At 72.5% G+C, this 18,399-nt stretch carries 19 protein-coding genes; 6 read left to right on the top strand and 13 right to left on the bottom strand.

Translation table 11 applies throughout. The features are described from left to right. Nucleotides 1–254: 254 nt before the first annotated feature. Complete coding sequence (locus RH861_RS13315) at nt 255–491, bottom strand: hypothetical protein (protein ID WP_310521373.1); 237 nt, start codon at nt 489–491, stop codon at nt 255–257. A gap of 153 nt (nt 492–644) precedes the next feature. Between RH861_RS13315 and RH861_RS13310 the strand changes: the two genes are divergently transcribed. Beyond that, nucleotides 645–1,103: a hypothetical protein gene (locus RH861_RS13310; RefSeq protein WP_310521372.1), complete on the top strand. Its 459-nt coding sequence runs from the start codon at nt 645–647 to the stop codon at nt 1,101–1,103. Between the two features lie 213 nt (nt 1,104–1,316). Here the strand turns inward: RH861_RS13310 and RH861_RS13305 are convergent, their stop codons facing one another. The 5 genes from RH861_RS13305 to RH861_RS13285 all read right to left on the bottom strand — a co-directional run bounded on the left by RH861_RS13305 (nt 1,317) and on the right by RH861_RS13285 (nt 5,559). Then, nucleotides 1,317–1,898, bottom strand: a complete 582-nt coding sequence (locus RH861_RS13305) for a recombinase family protein (protein ID WP_310521371.1) — start codon at nt 1,896–1,898, stop codon at nt 1,317–1,319. 145 nt (nt 1,899–2,043) lie between these two features. Then, nucleotides 2,044–2,901, bottom strand: a complete 858-nt coding sequence (locus RH861_RS13300) for an ABC transporter permease (RefSeq protein ID WP_248599034.1) — start codon at nt 2,899–2,901, stop codon at nt 2,044–2,046. An 18-nt stretch (nt 2,902–2,919) separates the two neighbouring features. Further along, the gene (locus RH861_RS13295) at nt 2,920–3,951 is read right to left on the bottom strand and encodes an aliphatic sulfonate ABC transporter substrate-binding protein (protein WP_310521370.1); all 1,032 of its coding nucleotides are present in this window, start codon (nt 3,949–3,951) and stop codon (nt 2,920–2,922) included. Between the two features lie 67 nt (nt 3,952–4,018). Next, nucleotides 4,019–4,885 carry an ABC transporter ATP-binding protein gene (locus tag RH861_RS13290; protein ID WP_310521369.1) on the bottom strand — a complete coding sequence of 289 codons (867 nt, stop codon included), beginning with the start codon at nt 4,883–4,885 and terminating at the stop codon, nt 4,019–4,021. A 203-nt stretch (nt 4,886–5,088) separates the two neighbouring features. Beyond that, nucleotides 5,089–5,559, bottom strand: a complete 471-nt coding sequence (locus tag RH861_RS13285) for a GNAT family N-acetyltransferase (protein ID WP_310521368.1) — start codon at nt 5,557–5,559, stop codon at nt 5,089–5,091. 69 nt (nt 5,560–5,628) lie between these two features. Here RH861_RS13285 and RH861_RS13280 point away from each other — a divergent pair, with 69 nt between their 5' ends. After that, nucleotides 5,629–7,302 (top strand): SDR family NAD(P)-dependent oxidoreductase, encoded by a 1,674-nt coding sequence (locus RH861_RS13280; RefSeq protein ID WP_310521367.1) that lies wholly within the window; start codon nt 5,629–5,631, stop codon nt 7,300–7,302. Between the two features lie 9 nt (nt 7,303–7,311). Here the strand turns inward: RH861_RS13280 and RH861_RS13275 are convergent, their stop codons facing one another. The 6 genes from RH861_RS13275 to RH861_RS13250 form a co-directional block, all read right to left on the bottom strand. Beyond that, nucleotides 7,312–7,773, bottom strand: coding sequence for a hypothetical protein (locus RH861_RS13275; protein WP_310521366.1), 462 nt, complete (start codon nt 7,771–7,773; stop codon nt 7,312–7,314). Then, the gene (locus tag RH861_RS13270) at nt 7,770–9,146 is read right to left on the bottom strand and encodes a serine/threonine-protein kinase (protein WP_310521365.1); all 1,377 of its coding nucleotides are present in this window, start codon (nt 9,144–9,146) and stop codon (nt 7,770–7,772) included. Before RH861_RS13270 ends, RH861_RS13275 begins: the two co-directional genes overlap by 4 nt. A 47-nt stretch (nt 9,147–9,193) precedes the next feature. Continuing rightward, a complete protein-coding gene (locus RH861_RS13265) occupies nt 9,194–10,033 on the bottom strand; it encodes an exodeoxyribonuclease III (protein ID WP_310521364.1) in 840 nt (279 codons plus the stop codon). Nucleotides 10,034–10,141: 108 nt separating this feature from the next. Further along, nucleotides 10,142–11,671, bottom strand: coding sequence for a cell wall-binding repeat-containing protein (locus RH861_RS13260; protein WP_310521363.1), 1,530 nt, complete (start codon nt 11,669–11,671; stop codon nt 10,142–10,144). Nucleotides 11,672–11,807: 136 nt separating this feature from the next. Next, complete coding sequence (locus tag RH861_RS13255; RefSeq protein WP_310521362.1) at nt 11,808–12,323, bottom strand: DUF6328 family protein; 516 nt, start codon at nt 12,321–12,323, stop codon at nt 11,808–11,810. Nucleotides 12,324–12,379: 56 nt separating this feature from the next. Next, nucleotides 12,380–12,751, bottom strand: coding sequence for a hypothetical protein (locus RH861_RS13250; protein ID WP_310521361.1), 372 nt, complete (start codon nt 12,749–12,751; stop codon nt 12,380–12,382). A 99-nt stretch (nt 12,752–12,850) separates the two neighbouring features. Between RH861_RS13250 and RH861_RS13245 the strand changes: the two genes are divergently transcribed. Genes RH861_RS13245 through fgd form a run of 4 tightly spaced genes read left to right on the top strand, consistent with a single transcriptional unit; the run spans nt 12,851 to nt 16,450 of the window. Then, a complete protein-coding gene (locus RH861_RS13245) occupies nt 12,851–13,639 on the top strand; it encodes a coenzyme F420-0:L-glutamate ligase (RefSeq protein WP_374760982.1) in 789 nt (262 codons plus the stop codon). Nucleotides 13,640–13,692: 53 nt separating this feature from the next. Then, complete coding sequence (locus RH861_RS13240; RefSeq protein ID WP_310521359.1) at nt 13,693–14,691, top strand: TIGR03557 family F420-dependent LLM class oxidoreductase; 999 nt, start codon at nt 13,693–13,695, stop codon at nt 14,689–14,691. A 5-nt stretch (nt 14,692–14,696) separates the two neighbouring features. Next, the gene (cofC, locus tag RH861_RS13235; protein WP_310521392.1) at nt 14,697–15,428 is read left to right on the top strand and encodes a 2-phospho-L-lactate guanylyltransferase; all 732 of its coding nucleotides are present in this window, start codon (nt 14,697–14,699) and stop codon (nt 15,426–15,428) included. Beyond that, nucleotides 15,425–16,450 carry a glucose-6-phosphate dehydrogenase (coenzyme-F420) gene (gene fgd, locus RH861_RS13230; protein ID WP_310521358.1) on the top strand — a complete coding sequence of 342 codons (1,026 nt, stop codon included), beginning with the start codon at nt 15,425–15,427 and terminating at the stop codon, nt 16,448–16,450. Before cofC ends, fgd begins: the two co-directional genes overlap by 4 nt. 60 nt (nt 16,451–16,510) lie before the next feature. On the opposite strand, the gene ggt is transcribed toward fgd, so the two are convergent. Next, nucleotides 16,511–18,361 (bottom strand): gamma-glutamyltransferase, encoded by a 1,851-nt coding sequence (gene ggt / locus RH861_RS13225; RefSeq protein WP_310521357.1) that lies wholly within the window; start codon nt 18,359–18,361, stop codon nt 16,511–16,513. Nucleotides 18,362–18,399: the final 38 nt, after the last annotated feature.

Genomic DNA, 18,399 nt, shown 5'->3' with positions numbered 1-18,399 from the left:
AATGGGCGAGCTCGACGCGGGCGGCGCGCAGAGCCGTTCACCCGCAAAACGCGGTACTTAGGTCGAGACCTCCGTACTCGGACGATCCCGCATTGGACACCATCGCCTCCCAGGAGACCGGTGAGCACGCGTGTCACGACGGCGCCGGCTAGGCCGCCCGTGATGAGTGCGCCGAGCGCGGTTCGACCGGTGCACGTGGGCGTCGTGACGCGGAGTACGCTCGCAGCCGTTGCAACCCGTGGGAGCCCATGCTCCTAGTACGTGGCCGGGAGGATGACGTCGACGTCCAGCATCACGTCACGATCGGGATGCTCGGTGGTTCCGTCCGAGTGGATGATGACGCCGACATCAAGCGTCAGGTCCCTCGATGGCGGATCAGGGGTCGGCGACGCTTGGCGCGGCAACGCGCCGACGGAGCATGCTGTCAGGCCTGCGGTGAGCGCTGCGGCTGCCGTGATGCAAAGGACTGCGTTGAACGGGCCTTTGTTCATGCCCGGACGCTATCGCACTGGCTGCGGGGTTCGTGCTCACGATCGAATAACGGCAACCGGCTCGACGAGTTCCGCCGGGACCGGAACGGAGCGGCGGCACCATATCCATAACGATCGGGGTTTACGCGCGTTCCGCCGACGTAGTCTCCGATCGTGCGCGGATACCGGCTCCTTCCCGTTCTCGCGGTCACCGCGGTCGCACTGACGGCATGCGCTCCACTCGGCGAAGATGACGACGTCGACTGCCCGGCCGTGGCGTATTCGAACACGGCACGTCTCACGCTTTCGGAGCCACGCTCTGGCCTCCTTCTCGAGCTCAGCCGCGAGGATAGTTCCGAACCCGACTCCACCAAGACGCCCGTCGAGTTCCGCCGCACCGGAGACCAGCCGCTCCAGGTCGTCGAGGAAACCGGCGTGGACGACCTGACCGGCGATAGCGCGACTGGATGGACCGCCCAGCTCGTCGGCGCCTACCCCACCCTGCTGTATCGAATCATCGACGACTCCCGCACGATGGTCGCGGAAGGATCGGTCGAAGTCGATTGGGTTCAAGTGGGCGGCACTCCTGAGTGCGGCGGCCCGATGGAGGCGGACATCACGCTTCCGGGCTGACCGTCAGCATCCCGCCGACCGCCCGCTAGACGGTCCGCTAATCAACGCGGATTTGCGGTGTAGACGGTTTCTGCGGGTGCGCCGCGGCCAGCAATCGCTAATACGGGTCGGGACCATCGCGTCCGAACGCTGCGCCCATGGCGCACAGGAATATCTCGCCCGCAAGCAGCGCGCCCCTCTGCCCGGTCGAGTGCCAGGGGATCGTCCCGTCCCTCAATCGCCTCCCGCGTTTCGCTGGATCGTGCGGTACACCGTGGCTCGCGACACGTTGAAGATGGCGCTCAGCTCGGCGCTCGTGTGCGTGCCGTCCCGATGGATCTGCACGAGCAGCCCCTGCTGCGCCGGCGACAGTTTCGGTGCCCGTCCGCGCAGCCGCCCCTTGGCGCGTGCGACCTGCATGCCCTCCCGCGTGCGGGCACGGATGAGGTCGGATTCGAACTCGGCGACCATCGCCAGCACGTTGAAGAGCAATCGACCGACCGGGTCGTTCGGATCATGGATGGATCCGCCGAGGTTGAGTCGGACGTTCTTCGCCGTCAGCTCGTCGACGATGTCCCGCGCATCGCGGAGAGATCGTGCCAGCCGGTCGAGCTTCGTCACGACGAACGTGTCCCCGTCGCGACAAGCTGCCATGGCCTGTCGGAGGCCCGGGCGTTCGCGATTGGTCCCCGTCAGGCCCTGATCGGTGTAGATGCGCTCGGCCGTCACCCCGAGACGTTGAAGTGCCTCGCGCTGCACCGTGAGGTCCTGGTCCTGTGTCGATACGCGGGCGTATCCGATGAGCAACTCGTTCATCCTCGCAGCGTGCGCGTGCCGTCGGCGACTCACAACCCATGCGGGATGGCGGCTGCCGTTCGCAGATGACCCGCCCGCGAACCTGCCCGGCCAGGGTGCCCCATGCGAGACGCCGTGAAGCGGCGTGCGGGGCTCGCGCGCTGGCTCACGCCCAGCGGCGGATCGCCCACCGTTCGAACAGTCCGACGATCGAGTCGGTGAGCTTGCCGAGCACGGCGAGCAGGATGATCGCGAGGAAGATCCGGTCGATGCGACCGTTCTGTCCCGAGTCGAGGAGCAGGAAGCCGAGGCCCATCGACGACGCGATGAGCTCCGCGGCGACGAGGAACAGCCACGCCTGCGCGAGCGCGAGGCGCAGGGCCGAGATGACGGATGGCACGACGGCCGGCAGCTGCACCGTGGCGAACAGCGGAACGCCGCGCAGGCCGAACGCCCGCCCGGCCTCGAGCAGGCGCCGGTCGACGTGCCGGAGCGCGGCCGAGACGATCGTGTAGACGGGGAAGAACGCGCCGATCGCGATGAGGATGATCTTCGACTCCTCGCCGATCTTGAACCACAGGATCAGCAGCGGCACCCACGCGAGCGACGGCACGGCGCGCAGTGCGCCGAGGGTGGGGGCGAGGAGGATGTCGCCGAGCCGCGACAGCCCGACGATCGCGCCGACGAGAAGCCCCAGAGCCGCGCCGAACGCGAAGCCGAGGAACACGCGCTGCGTCGAGATCGCGACGTACTGGCCGAGCAGGCCTCGCTCGGCGAGGTCGACGGCCGCCTGCCACACCATCGCGGGCGACGGCAGCATCGACACCGGCACGAGGCCCGTCGTCGAGACCACCTGCCACGTGGCGAGCAGGGCGATCGGCAGCAGCGCGCCGCCGACGACCACGAACCAGCGTCGGCCCGTCAGGGGGCGCCGCTCGCGAGGTGCGCCGGCGGGCACGGCGACGGATGCCGCGGGGCGCGGCGTGGATCGAGCGATGGTGCGGCTCGCGGCATCCGTCGTCATGGTGTGCTCCCGGAGGGGTTACTTGGCGAATCGCGCCGGGTCGGCGTTCGTCGCGAACTCGTCGTGGATGAGGGTCTCGAGGGCCTCGTCGACTTGCTGCTGCGACGCGACGTCGCCGAGCTCGACGAACACCGGGCCGATCTTCTCGAGCACCGACACCTGGGCGTCGCCCGGCACGTTGTCGATGTCGAGGTTCGCGCGCTCCTCGATGACCTTGGTGGCCACCGCGAGGTCGAGGCCGGCGACCTCGGCGAGGATCTCCGCGGTCTCCTCCGGGTTCTCCTCGGCCCACTCGCGGGCCCGCTCGTACGCGTCGACGACGAGCTGCGCGACCTCGGGCTTCTCCTCGATGAACGACTCGGTCGCGTTGAGGAAGCCGTAGCTGTTGAAGTCGACGTTGCGGTAGATCAGGCTCGCGCCCGCCTCCTCGGCGCCGGCCATGATCGGGTCGAGACCCGCCCACGCGTCGACCGACCCGTTCTGCAGGGCGGCCCAGCCGTCGGCGTGCTGCAGGTTCTCGACGGTGACGTCGTCGGCCGAGAGTCCGGCCTCCTCGAGCGACTGCAGGAGGAAGAAGTAGGGGTCGGTGCCCTTCGTCGCGGCGACGGTCTTGCCCGCGAGCTCCTCGACCGACTCCAGCTCGCTGCCGGGGCCGGTGACGATCGCCGCCCATTCGGGCTGCGAGTAGATGTCGATGACCTTGATGGGGGAGCCGTTCGAGCGCGCGAGCAGCGCCGCCGAGCCGGCCGTCGAGCCGACGTCGATCGCGCCGGCGCGCAGCGCCTCGTTGGCCTTGTTCGACCCGGCCGACTGCACCCAGGTGACCTCGAGGCCCTCGTCCTCGAGCCAGCCCTGCTCCTTGATGATGAGGCTCAGCGGGTTGTACGTGGCGAAGTCGATGTTGAGGGTCTGGCCCTCGACCGACGCCGAGTCGGCCGCGGCGGCGGGCTCGGCGGCCTGGTTCTCGCCGGCCACGCAGCCCGAGAGCAGCAGGGCGGAGGCGGCGGCGCCCGCGACGAGCGCGGTGCGGAGGACGGTGGTGCGGGACATGGGACTCCTTCGGTGCGGGTTCGGTTCGCTGCGGCGCCCCGGGTGCTGTGTCGGGTGCCGCAGCGGGTCAGTACGGGTAGTGGGGGATGGTCGTGGTGGCCTGGATGCCGCGGGCGGTGCCGTGCCGGTCGATGCCGAGTCCGTCGAGCAGTCGCCCGCGGAGCTCCGCCAACTCGGCCGATCCGCGGTCGCGCGGCCGGTGGCCGGGCACGACGACGGTCTGCCGGATGCCGGCACCCGGCGTCTCCCCGTCGGTGCCGAGCAGCACGATGCGGTCGGCGAGCTGCAGCGCCTCGTCGACGTCGTGCGTGACGAGCAGCACGGTGGTCGGTTCGGCGCGGTGCACGTCGAGCAGGAGGTCCTGCATCTTCAGGCGCGTGAGCGCGTCGAGCGCGCCGAACGGCTCGTCGAGCAGGAGCACCTCGGGGTTGCGGGCCAGCGCGCGGGCGAGCGACGCCCGCTGCGCCATCCCGCCGGACACCTCGTGCGGGCGGTGCCCGGCGAAGTCCGCGAGCCCCACGAGCTCGAGCAGGCGCGCGACGTGCTCGCGCCCCTCGCGACGGTCGCCGCCGCGCGGCAGGCCCAACGCGACGTTCCGCTCGATGCTCCGCCACGGCAGCAGCCGCGGCTCCTGGAAGCCGACCGCGCACCGCACGTCGTACGGCGTGACCGGCGCCTCGCCGATGGCCACCTCACCCGACGTGGGGCGATCGAGGCCACCGGCGATCCGCAGCAGGGTGGATTTGCCGCATCCGCTCGGCCCCAGGATCGCGACGATCTCACCCGCCGCCACCTCGAGGTCGATGCCGCGGAGCACCTCGCGCTCGCCGCCGTCGGGCGCCGCGAACGCGCGCCCCAGCCCGCGGAACGCGACCGGCGCGGCCGTCTCGCGCGCGGCGACGGCGGCCGGCGCGGCGGGGGCGATGGTCGACATGCGGACTCCGATGGGTCAGGGACGGGTACGGTCCGCTCGACGCTACCCAGCCGCTCCGCCCGCGTCAGGCGGGCCCGAAGCACGGCGTAACCTCAGCCGCAACACGGCGTCACACGCGCGCCGCCGGTGGTCGAGTGGCACCGGCGAAGCCGGAGCGTACCGAGACCGACGGATGCCGGGCGCCGGCCCGCGGCATCCGCTCGTCAGAGGCGCTTCGCCATGTGAATCGACGCCGGCAGGAACCCGAGCGTGCGGTACAGCGCGATCGCACCCTCGTTGTAGGCGAAGACGTTGAGCATGAGCGACGTCGCACCGTGCGCACGGGCGACCTCCTCGCCGGCGATCATCGCGCGCCGCGCCACACCCCGCCGCCGGAACGGCTCGTGCACCATGAGGTCCCACACCCACCACACGGTGCCCTCGTCACCCCACGGACCGATCCACAGCCACCCGGCCTCCTCGTCGCCGAGCCGCACCGTGTGCAGCAGCTGGCCCTCGACGCGACGACCACCCGGGAAGAACCGCTCCTCCGACGCCCGCCGCGCGGCGGCCGCCTGCCCGGGGGTGTCGCCCGCCTCGATCCGCGCCTGCTCGTAGTGCGCCATCGCGACCGGCAGCCACGCCGCCACCTGCGCATCGGACATCGGCACCAGGCTCACCCGCGGTTCGCTCATGCCTCCGATCCTGCCCGCCAGAAGCGTCACGCGGAAGGTCCGCTCGGTGCCCACGGCTAGCATGCGGGCATGACCACGCCGACGGATGCCACGGCGCCCACCGCCGACGACGTGCGCGCCGCGCTCGCCGAGGCCGCCGACCCGGCCCGCGCCGCGTCATCCGCCCGCTTCTTCAAGACCGGACCGGGGGAGTACGGCGAGGGCGACCGCTTCATCGGCGTCACCGTGCCGGCCACGCGCGCCGTGGCCAAGCGGTTCGCGACGCTGCCGCTCGACGGCGTCGGCGAGCTGCTCGCCGACCCCGAGCACGAGCACCGGCTGTGCGCCCTCGTGATCCTCGTCGCCCGGTTCGATCGGGCGAGCGCCGCCCGCACGCGGGACGACGGCGAACGCGCCGGCCTCGCCCGGTTCCATCTGGCCGCCGTGCGCGCGGGCCGGGTCGACAACTGGGACCTCGTCGACGTGTCGGCCGACCGCATCCTCGGCGAGTTCGTGCGCGATCCCGGTGCGATGGATGCCGCGGCTCGCGCCGGGCTCGACCTCGCCCTGCTCGACGAACTCGCCGCCAGCGGCGACCTGTGGGAGCGGCGCGTCGCCATCATGTCGACGTTCGCATTCCTCAAGCACGGCGACGCGGCGCCCACCCTGCGGCTGGCGGAGCGCCTGCTCGACGACCCGCACGACCTCATCCACAAGGCCACCGGCTGGATGCGAGTCCGGCCGCCGGGTGGGCCGCGAGACGCTCACCGACTTCCTCGACGCGAACGCCCCGCGGATGCCGCGCACCATGCTGTCGTACGCGACCGAGCACCTGGACCCGGCCGAGCGGGCACGCTACCGCGCCATGCGCTGACCGCGGCCGCCGACGGCGATCGGGTCGCGCGGCGCCTTGCGAGAATGGTCCGCATGTCGAGAACCGCGCGGGGCGCGCACATCCTGATCACCGGGGCGGCGGGCGGCATGGGCCGCATGTACGCCCAGCGAGCGGTCGCCGAGGGGGCGGCATCCGTCGTGCTCTGGGATCGCGATGCGCAGGGGCTCGCGCGCACCGCCGATGAGCTCGGCGCGGCGGCTCGGGGTCGCACGCAGGTCCGCTCGTACGCGGTCGACGTGTCGGAGCTCGGGGCGATCGCGAAGGCCGCCCACAAGGTGCGCCGCGAGGTGGGCGACCCGGACGTGCTCGTCAACAACGCCGGCATCGTCCGCGGTAACCGCTACTTCTGGGAGAGCCACGCGGGCGACGACGTGCGCCCCACGATGCTCGTCAACGCGCTCGCGCCCATGTACGTGACGCACGAGTTCCTGCCCGGCATGATCCGCTCGGACCGGCCCGCGCGCATCGTCAACATCGGCAGCGCCGCGGGCACGCTCGCGAACCCCCGCATGGCCGTGTACGCCGCCTCCAAGGCCGCCCTCAACGGGTGGAGCGACTCGCTTCGCCTCGAACTGCAGCAGGCGGGGCACCGGCACATCACCGTGACGACCGTCACGCCGTCGTACATCTCGACCGGCATGTTCCACGGCGCCCGCGGGCCCCTGCTCGCGCCGATCCTCGAACCGGAGTACGTGGTCGACCGGGTGTGGCGGGCCATGCTCGACGGGCGACCCCTCGTGGAACTGCCGCGGAGCGTGCGGCTCTCGCGGGCGCTGCGCGGGCTGCTGCCCACCCGGGTGTTCGATCGCGTGGTCGGCGACGGCTTCGGCGTCTACCGGTCCATGGAGGAGTTCCGCGGCCGCGGCTGACCCACCCGGTCAGTCCTTGTTCTTGCCCTTGCCCTTGTTCTTGCCCTCATCGCTCTTGCCGGGGCCGGAGTCCCCGTCGTCATCGTCGTCATCGCCGTCATCGTCGTCGCCGCCGCCCGGCGCCGGGTCGGCCGGTGCGGGCTCGGGCGCGGGCTCCGGGGGGATCGCCGCGATCGCGGCCTCGAGGTCGGCGCGCACGAGCGCGATCGCGTCGCGGATGCGCTGCTCGCGGTCCGCGTCGAGCTCGCCGGCGGCCGCGGCCTGCTCGAGTTCGACCTCGAGCGACTCGAGCGCGGCCAGCGCGTTCGCATACTCGCCGCGCGACGAGGTGTCGGCGATGGTGACGACCTGGTTGCGGAACGCCTCGGCCTGCCCGGCGCTCAGGTCGGGGCCCTCGGCGGCGCAACCGCCGAGTCCGACGACGACGGCGACGGATGCCGCGGCCAGCGCCGAACGGATCTTCATGCTCATGGCGTGACCGCCTCCTCGAGTTGCCTCAGGTGCTCGCCCAGCTCGCCGGGCACACTCGGCAGCGGCGTGGCGGGCGGGGTGGGTTCGGCGTCGGACGCCAGGCCGCCGAGCAGGGTGGGGATCAGCACGGCGAGCAGGAGCAGGACGGCCGCGACGGCCGCGACCGGCACGAACCAGGCCGGTCGCTGCTCCCACCGTTCGCGCACGGACGAGTGCGGTCGGTCCTCGGTGGTCCTCTCCTCCAACGGCGCATCGGGCCGGACGAGCACGCGCGTCGCGGCCGTCGCATCGTCATCGTGCGAGGCCGCCGTGGCGGACGAGCCCTGGACATCCGTGGCGGACGGCTGAGGGTTGGAGCCGACGCGCGTCGCGGGCAGGACGTGCGTGTCGCCGAGCGTTCCCGGTGGGTGCGTCAACGCCGTCTGAACGACGGTCGCGGGCCCGTCCGAGTCGCCTCCGGGACCGGGGTCGGCGTGGGTAGCGAGGTCCAGCGTCTGCGCCGCGAGCGCGACATCCAGTGCGGTAGGGCGGTCCGCGGCCGCTCGCGCGGTCATCGCGCCCAGCAGATCCACCCAGTCCGGGCCGAGGGTGGAGGGAATCTCGGGATCGCGCACGAGCCGCGCGCTGGCCGACTCGAGCGCCGGTCCCGGGAACGCCTGGACGCCCGTGAGCGCCTCCAGCATGACCAGGCCGAGCGCATAGATGTCAGCCGCGCTGCTGAGGGTCTCGCCGCGCACCTGCTCGGGGCTCAGGTAGCCCGGCGTGCCGATGATGCGCCCCGTCGCCGTGAGGCGCGACTCGTCGAGCAGTCGGGCGATGCCGAAGTCGGCGAGCTTCGCGTTCCATCGTCGTGTGGGCAGGTGCGCGGGGGCGAGGAGCACGTTCGCCGGCTTGACGTCGCGGTGCACGATGCCCCGGGAATGGATGACATGCAGTCCCTCGGCGAGGTCGGCCAGCATCCGTGCGACGTCCGGGCGCGCCACCGGTCCCGATCGCAGCACTTCGCGGAGGTCACGGCCCTCGACCAGTTCCATGACGAGGAACTCCCGGTGCGTACCGGAATCCTTCGCTGCGTCGTACAGCGTCACCAGCGACGGATGGGTCAGGCTCGCGAGCAGCGCCGTCTCCGACTTGCGTCGTTCCGCATCGTCGATGCCCTCCGTCGACGGCGAGAAGACCTTCACTGCGACGCGTCGCCCCAGGGCGAGGTCGTCGGCACGGTACACGGCAGCCATGCCGCCGCGTCCGATCAGCCCGTCGATGCGATAGCGCTCGCCGAGCACCGCGTCCAGCAGCGGGTCAGCCGCGCCGCCAGTCGGCGGCACTGCGGCCGACGGCACCGGCTCGGGGAGGTGTTCGGTGGGGGAGTCCATCAACAGGAAGGGTAGCCCCGCTGGCTGGGAGCGCTACGGGGTTGCGTTCACCCGAAAATCATCGGAATGTCCTCGTCCTCCTCGGCGAGGTCGAGGTCGACGAGCACGGGCACGTGGTCGCTGGGGGCGTCGCCCTTGCGCTCGTTGCGGTGGATCGAGGCATCCGTCACCGCATCCGCGAACGCGCGGGAACCGAGGATGAAGTCGATGCGCATGCCCTCGTTGCGCGGGAACTTGAGCTGCTTGTAGTCCCAGTACGTGTAGCCCGTCGGCACGATGGGCCGGACGACGTCGACCACCCCGGCCTGCTCGAGCGCCGCGAACGCGGCCCGCTCGGCCGGCGACACGTGGGTGGTCAGGCCCTCGACGACGACCGGGTCGCCGTTGTCGTCGTCGGTCGGCGCGATGTTGAAGTCGCCCATGAGCGCGAACGGGCGCTCGGGATGCGCCGCGGTCTCGGCCCGGGTGTGCTCGGCGAGTGCGGCGAGCCAGTCGAGCTTGTAGACGTAGTGCGGGTCGCCGAGCGACCGGCCGTTCGGCACGTACAGGCTCCAGACGCGGACCCCGTCGACCGTGGCGCCGATCGCGCGCGCCTCCTTCGGCAGGTCGGGGCCCTCCTGCCCCTTCAGGAAGCCCGGCATGCCGGGGAACTCGATCGCGACGTCGTCGATGGGTCGGCGGCTCGCGATCGCGACGCCGTTCCACTGGTTCAGGCCGTGGATCGCGAGCTCGTACCCGGCCGCCTCGAACGCCTCGTGCGGGAACTGCTCGCGCGTGCACTTGATCTCCTGCATCGCGAGCACGTCCACGTCCTCCCGCACCATCCAGTCGACGACGCGGCCGTAGCGGGTGCGGATCGAGTTGACGTTCCAGGTGGCGATGCGCATGGGTTCCAGCCTAGGGTCGCGCGGCGACGGCCCGTACCGGCGGGAACGGCGACGGGCGCGCCTCCCCGTGGAGGCGCGCCCGCCGCGATCAGGTGCGGACCGGCTCGGTCAGCAGGCCCGGAACGGCTGCCAGTTGCCGTAGTACAGCGGCTGGTAGTAGCCCATGACGAACGCCTCGTAGACGCCCAGGTATTCGATCAGGCCCCGGGTGTCTGCGGTGGTGCACGTGTCGGGCGTGATGAACAGCGGCGCGCCGACCCAGCCGGCCAACGGCGCGGCCGCGAGCGCGTCGGGGAAGTTCGATCCGCTCGCGAGGAACGCGTAGACCGCCCAGCTCCCGTCCCAGACGGCGGTCGCGATGGCGTCCGCGGTCGCGTAGCGGGTGGCTCCGCCGAAGCGCTCGAGCCACTCCACGGAGGCGATCGACCAGATGCCCGACTCGATCCCCTTCGAGACGGCACCGGTGCCGCCCGCGATGCCGACGGAGGCCGCGCCGAGGTTCGTGATGGCCGTCCGCGACGCGGCGTCCAGCGAGGTCGCGGTGCCGGGCAGGATCAGCACGGGGATGTCGGCGGCCGCAGCGGCGCCGCTCGCCGAGAGCGCGTCGGGGAAGTTCAGGCCCGAGGCCACCCAGACGGCGTCGGAGGTTCCGAAGGCGCCCGCGACGATCTTGCGGGAGGTGTCGTAGCGGTCGGTGCCCGCATAGCGCTGGAAGCTCGGGGCGAGCGTGCGCAGCGTCTTCTCCACGTTCGCCGACACGGCGCCGGTGCCTCCGGCGACGTAGATCTTCGCCGGCTTCAGGCGCTTCAGCTCGTCGAGCACGACCGTCGGGATCCCGGTGCCGGGCACGAGCAGGAGCGGCCCACCGCAGTGCGCGGCGGCCGGCCCGGCGCTCAGGGCGTCGGGGAACGCGAGGCCGTTCGCGATCCAGACGCACGCCACGCCCTCGTCGAACGCGGACTGCGAGGCGGCGACGGAGGTGGCGTAGCGGTCGGCTCCCGCGATGCGGTCCTTGAGGAGCGGCTCGAGCTCCTCGTTGATGCCGGTGCGCGCCTCGCCGTCAGCGACGATGACGTGCTCGGCCCATGCGACCACCTGGGCGTCGAGGTAGAACTCGGGCAGGCCCTTCGGCGTCTCGGCGGTGTCGTAGGCGAGGAGCAGGTACTCCCCGGCGGGAAGGCCGCTCAGGGTGTATGCGCCGTTGGCAGCGGTCGTCGCGGTCGCGACGAACTCGTAGTCGTCGATCCCGGCGTCGTACCGGTGCGCGTCGATCGCGCCCGTGCTGAGCGGATACCCGCCGACCCCGGCCGACCAGTACGTCAGGACGCCGCTGATGCTCGCGGTGCCGTTCGCCTCGGTGGTCGTGGCCTGGGCCGCCCGGAGACCGGCCTCGCCTGCGGTCGGGGAGGACTCGAGGAACGCGAGCGGCGAATCCGCGGCCACCTTGGCGCGGAGGCCCTCGGGCATCGTCGACGAGTCGTCGGCGGTCGAGTCGGCGGACGCCGCATCGACGAGGGGAGGAGCGGTCAGGTCGGCGGTCTCATCGGCGTGGGCCGGCGCGATGCCGGTTCCGAGGAGGGCCAGGGCGGCGACGAGCACGGCGGCGCGACGCATCCCGGCCATGGGCGCAGGGGCCATGGAGGGTCCGTTCGGGTCAGGGTTGAGGGCGATCCGGGCGGACCGCCAGCCAATGCTAGGGGTGGCGCGAGTTCGGGCGCCAGAGTCCCCGAACGGGGGACGGCGGCGATCGTCGCGAGCGTGAGCGGGCGGCGCGTCAGCGCTGCCTGGGTTCGCGCTTGCCGATGCGCGGCACCACGATCCAGAAGATCAGCAGCAGCACGAGGGACACGCCACCGGCGACCCAGCCGGCCTGCTGGTTCACGGCCACGTCGAAGATGAGCATCGCGACGCCCGCGGCGACGAGCGAGACCACGACGAGCAGCCCGAGCAGCAGCACGTTGGCGATGCGGACGACGCGTTCCTTCTGCTTCTGGCCGCTGAGCTCCCGATGCAGGATCACGGGCGCGAGCCCGAGCATGGTCGCCGTCGTGGCGAGCACCACGAGCACGAGGTAGAGCGTGACCTCGTGCCGCTGCAGGTCGGCGAACTTGGGCTGGAAGGCGACCGCGAGCAGGAAGCCCGTGATCAGCTGGGTGCCCGTCATCACGACGCGCAGCTCCTGCAGGATGTCGTTCCACTTCCGGTCGAGGCGCTGCCCGGGCGTCTCGTTGCGCAGCTCCCGTGGATCGCCCTGCTGCGTCAGCCCGTCGGCCCCGAACTCACTCGTCATGCAGCGGATGCTACTGCCGCGGCATCCGCTCGGCACAGGCCCTTGTGCTCGCCGCGTCAGCCGGAGATGGGGCGCACGCCCGACGAGCTGATCGACGCGCCGATCCAGAAGGCCGCGATCATGAGCACGAGGCCGACGAGCGGCACCCAGAACGCGATGCGGCGCAGCACGAGCAGCACGATCGATCCGACGAGCGCGAGGAACCCCACGAGGATGACGCCGCCGACCGCGGTGAACGCGCCCGTGGTCATCACGTCGTAGTCGCACGTCGACGATGCGCCGCAGGAGTCGCCGCCGAACGCGAGCAGCAGGAACGCGAAGAACCCGAGGAGCAGGCCGCCGCCGGCCAGCAGCACCAGCAGCACGATCGTCAGCACGAGGTCCCACACGATCACCGGGCGTCGCCCGGGCGGGGTCGTCTCGACCACTGGCCCACCTCCCGCGGCGCTCGCCGGCGGAGCGCCTCGTGCGCAGTCTGACAGCGCCCGCCGCCTGCTGCCAAGATGTGGGGAGGGCCGACGGGAGGGATGCACGTGCGGTACAGCATCGAAGGCGTCGAGGGGCTGCCCGAGATCACGGAGGGCGATGACCTCGCGGCGCTCATCGTCGAGGCGCTGCCCGCGCCGCTCGCCGACGGCGACATCCTCGTCGTCACGTCCAAGATCGTCTCGAAGGCCGAGGGCCGGGTGGTGCGCGCCGACGACCGCGAGCAGGCGATCACCGACGAGACCGTGCGCGTCGTGGCGACCCGCCGCACGGGCGACTCCGTCACTCGCATCGTCGAGAACCGCCTGGGCGTCGTGGGCGCAGCCGCGGGGGTCGACGCGTCGAACGCCCCCGAGGGCACGGTGCTGCTGCTGCCGGTCGACCCCGACGCGTCCGCTCGCTCGCTCGCCACCGGCATCCGTGCCCTCACCGGCGCCCGCGTCGGCGTGCTGCTGTCCGACACGCTCGGCCGGGCGTGGCGCGAGGGCCAGACCGACATCGCGATCGGCGCGGCCGGCGTGCACGTCTTCGACGACCTCCGAGGGCAGACGGATGCCACGGGCAAGCCGCTCGCCGTCACGATGCCGTGCGTCGCCGACGAGCTCGCGGGCGCGGCCGAGCTCGTCAAGGGCAAGGCCGCCGGCGTCCCCGTCGCGGTCGTGCGCGGACTGGGACGCCTCGTCGGCGACCTCGACCTGCCGGGCGCCCGCACGATCGTGCGGCCCGCCGAACGCGACCTGTTCCGGCAGGGTGCCGACGAGGCGTACGACGAGGGCTACCGGGCCGGGTTCGACGAGGCGCAGGCCGAGGGGCCGCTGCGCGGCGCCTGAGCGGATCCCGCCGATCGGGTGTCCCCGCCTCGCAGTCGGGGCAGGATGGAGGGGTGCCAGTCCGAATCGGCTACGCCGCGATGCTCGAGCAGTTCGCTCCGTCCGAGGTGATCGCGTACGCCGAGCTCGCGGAGCGGCACGGCTTCAGCGGCGTCATGGCGACCGACCACTTCCAGCCGTGGCTGCCGCAGCAGGGGCAGTCGGGACACGTGTGGAGCGTGCTCGGTGCGGTGGGCGCGCGCACGACCGGCGACTTCGGCCCGGGCGTGACGACGCCGACCTTCCGCACGCACCCGGCGGTCGTCGCCCAGGCGAGCGCGACCCTCGCGTCGATGTACCCCGGCCGGCACTGGCTCGGCATCGGGTCGGGTGAGGCGCTCAACGAGCACGTCGTCGGCGAGTACTGGCCCGAGGCGCACGAGCGCATCGCGCGCATGTTCGAGGCCGTCGAGGTGATCCGCAAGCTCTTCACCGCGTCGATCGCGGGCCGCGAGGTCCGGCACCACGGGCCGCACTTCCGGCTCGAGACGACCCGGCTCTGGACGATGCCCGAGGTTGCCCCGCCCATCCTCGTCGCGACGGCCGGGCCGGTCACCGCCCGCCGTGCGGGCAAGGTCGCCGACGGGCTCATCACGACGGGCGCGCCGTACGACCGGCTGGCGGCCCTCGTCGCGCGCTTCGCCGAGGGGGCCCGCGAGTCCGGACGCGACGCGAGCACCCTGCCCCGTGTGCTGCAGTTGCACGTGTCGTGGGCGCCGACCGACGAGGAGGCGATGCGGAACGCGCTGACCGAGTGGCCGATCGGCGGCATGCGCTTCTCGCGCAGCGACATCCGCTCGCCCTTCGAGTTCGAGCAGCTCGCCCGCACGGTGCGACCCGAGGACTTCGAGGGTCGCATGCTCGTGTCGGCCGACCCAGACCTGCACCGGGCACACATCCAGCGGCACCTCGACCTCGGCTTCGACCGCATCTACCTGCACAACGTCGGCCGCAACCAGGCCGAGTTCCTCGAGGTGTTCGGTCGCGACGTGCTCCCGGGGCTGCGCGCGTGACCGGCATGGGGCGAGCGGATGCCGCGGGCTGGACCGTCGTCGTGCCCGTGAAGTCGCTGAGCGGGGCGAAGACCCGGCTCGCGCCCGAGCTCTCGCCGGCGCAGCGCGCGGCGCTCGCCCGCGCGTTCGCGCTCGACACGGTCGACGCGGCCGCCGCCGCCGAGCGCGTGACGCGTGTCGTCGTGGTGTCCGACGAGCCCGCGATCGAGCTCGCCCTGCGCGAGACCGCCGGCGTCGACGTGGTCCCGGAGGTGGGGCCGCGCGGCCTGTCCGCCGCCATCGCGCACGGTGTGGCCGTCGCCCGCGCCGACGGTGGCGTCGCCGTGCTGCTGGGCGACCTGCCGGCGATGCGCAGCCGCGACCTGGATGCGGCGCTCGAGCTCGCGGTGCGGCATCCGCTCGCCTTCGTGCCCGACGCCGAGGGCACCGGCACGACCCTCGCGACCGCCCGCGCCGGGGAACCGCTCGTCGCCCACTTCGGCGCCGACTCCGCCGCCCGGCACGCCGCCGCCGGATTCGTCGACCTCGTCGCCGAGCATCCGGGGGCCGTCGCACCTGGCCTCCGCCGCGACGTCGACACGGCCGACGAGCTCGCCGAGGCCGTCGCGCTCGGCACCCGCCTGCGCACCGCGTCGGTCGTGCGCACCCTCTCCGACCTCGCCGGGGCGCCCGCGCCGCGGCATCCGTTCGACCCGCAGGCCACGCCGGCCCGCGCAGACAGGAAGGCAGCATCGTGACCCTGACCCTCGGATACAAGGCCAGCGCCGAGCAGTTCGACCCGCGCGAGCTCGTCGAGATCGCCGTCGCCGCCGAGGCGCACGGCATGGAGTCGGTGTGGACGAGCGACCACTTCCAGCCGTGGCGGCACACGGGCGGGCACGCGCCGTTCTCGCTCACCTGGATGGCCGCAGTCGGCGAGCGGACCTCGACGGTGAAGATCGGCACGAGCGTGATGACGCCGACGTTCCGGTACAACCCCGCCGTGCTCGCGCAGGCGTTCGCGTCGCTCGGCGTCATGTACCCGGACCGGGTCATCGCCGGCTTCGGCACGGGCGAGGCGCTCAACGAGATCGCGACCGGGTTCCGCGGCGCGGGCGAGCAGGACTGGCCGGAGTTCCGCGAGCGGTTCGCGCGCCTGCGCGAGTCGGTGCGGCTCATGCGCGCGCTGTGGAACGGCGAGCGCGTGAACTTCGAGGGCGAGTACTACTCGACGCACGACGCCTCCATCTACGACAAGCCCGAGGGCGGGGTGCCCGTCTACATCGCCGCGGGCGGCCCGACCGTGGCCAAGTACGCCGGGCGCGCGGGCGACGGCTTCATCTGCACGTCGGGCAAGGGCGCCGAGCTCTACGTCGACCAGCTCATCCCCGCCGTCAAGGAGGGCGCCGAGGCCGGCAAGCGCGACTACGACGCGATCGACCGGATGATCGAGATCAAGCTCTCGTACGAGGAGGACGAGGACGACGCGCTCGAGAACTGCCGGTTCTGGTCGCCGCTGTCGCTGTCGAAGGAGCAGAAGCACGACATCACCGACCCGGTCGAGATGGAGCAGGCGGCGGACGCGCTCCCGATCGAGGAGATCGCCGGTCGCTGGATCGTCGGCACCGACCCCGACCAGGTCGTCGAGGAGATCGGGCAGTACCTCGACTGGGGCTTCAACCACCTCGTCTTCCACGCCCCCGGACACGACCAGCGACGGTTCCTCGAGCTGTTCGAGCGCGACCTCGCGCCGCGCCTGCGCGCCCGCGCGGGTGCGTGAGCCCGGCCGGCGCGTGAGCCCGGCGGGCGCCTGACCGCGGCGCCCGCCGGGCGTGCGCGGTCAGGGCGCCGGCTTCAGCACCAGCCCGGTCCCGCCGCCGCGACGCTCGGGCTCGGCGGCCGCGGTCATGAGGCCGTCGGCGTCGACTTCGATCGCCGCCGCTGCGCCGATCTCTGCGGCTGACGTGCCCGCCGCCCCGACGAGGGTGAGCTGCTGCCCGTAGGGCGCGAGCGCCGCCTGGTACGCCGCGATGAAGTCGGCCTCCGCGAGCGTCGCCGCCGTGTTTCGCTGCGTCGCGCGCGGTGCCGCGACGGCCTCGGGCATGGTCATGCCGAGGTCGATGCGGTTCACGAGGATCTGTGCGACGGTCGTGATGATCGTCGACCCGCCGGGCGTGCCGACGACGTAGCGCACCTCGCCGTCCTCGAGCACGATGGTCGGCGACATCGACGAACGCGGGCGCTTGCCCGGCTCGACGATGTTCGGGTCGGTCGGGTTCGGCACGAAGCTGAAGTCGGTCAGCTCGTTGTTGAGCAGGAACCCGCGCCCCGGCACGGTCATGCCCGAACCGCCGGTCTGCTCGATCGTGAGCGTGTACGCGACCGCGTTGCCCCGGCGGTCGACGACCGACAGGTGGGTCGTCGAGACGCCCTGGTCGACGGATGCCGCAGCCGCCGCGGCCTCGCAGCCGGTCGCCCCGAGGTCGCCGGGCGCGACGGGCTTGGGTGCGGCCTGCTCGGGGTCGATGGCGCACGCGCGCGAGTCCGCGAACTCCTGGCTGAGCAGCGTCTCGGTCGGCACGTCGACGAACGCCGGGTCGCCGACGTACGCGTTGCGGTCGGCGAAGGCGTGCGCCGTGGCCTCGAGGAACAGGTGCAGCGCCTGCCCCGTGTCATCCGCCGACAGGTCGAAGTTCTCGAGGATGTTGAGCGTCTCGCCGACGGTGGTGCCGCCCGACGACGAGGGCGCCATGCCGTAGACGTCGAGGCCGCGGTAGTCGACGTGCGTCGGGTCCTGGAAGAGCACCTCGTACTCGGCGAGGTCGTCGGCCGTCATGAACCCGGGGTACGCCGGGAGGGTCGCGCCGTCGGTCGTCACGGGATCCTGCACGACGGCGGCGATCTCGTCGGCGATGGGTCCCTCGTAGAAGACCTCGGTGCCCCGGAGCGAGATCTGCCGCAGCGTCGTCGCGAGGTCGGGGTTGCGGAACGTCGAGCCGACCTCCGGCGCGTCGCCGCCGGGCAGGAACAGCTCGGCCGTGTCGGGGAACTGCGCGAACCGGGCCGCGTTGTCGAGCGTCTGCCGGCGGAACGTCTCGTCGACCTCGAAGCCGCGCGTGGCCAGCAGGATCGCGGGCTTCAGCACGTCGCGCAACGACCGGGTGCCGTACTCGTCGAGCGCCGCCTCCCATGTCGCGAGCGTGCCGGGTACGCCGACCGACAGGCCCGACGACACGGCCGAGGCGAAGGGGTAGGGCGACCCGGTCGCCGGGTCGATGAACGCGTCGCTCGCCATCGCCGCGGGCGCCGTCTCCCGTCCGTCGATCGTGGTCACCTCGCCGGTCTCGGCGTCGAAGTGCACGAAGTACCCGCCGCCGCCGATGCCGGCGCTGTAGGGCTCGGTCACGCCGAGCGCCGCCGCGGTGGCCACGGCCGCGTCGGCCGCGTTGCCGCCCTTGCGCAGCACCTCGAGCCCGACGCGGCTGGCCTCGGCGTCGACGGATGACACGGCCCCGCCGGTCCCCGTCGAGGTCGCCGGCGATGGCGGTGCCGGTCGCCCCGCGGCGACGGCCGTGGCTGCGGGTGCCGCGGTGGCCGGCGTGGCGGCGACCGCGCCGCCCAGCGAGACGGCCGCCGCGACGGCGAGGGCGGAACCGCGGATCGCGGTCCTGCGGTGGACGAGCTCGACCATGAGACATACCCCCCGAACTGGTGACAACAGTGGTCCGC

The organism is Agromyces indicus (assembly GCF_031432295.1).
Lineage (GTDB): Bacteria > Actinomycetota > Actinomycetes > Actinomycetales > Microbacteriaceae > Agromyces > Agromyces indicus.
The sequence above is the reverse complement of the archived record's forward strand: the minus strand, read 5'-3'. Positions and strand labels throughout refer to the sequence as shown.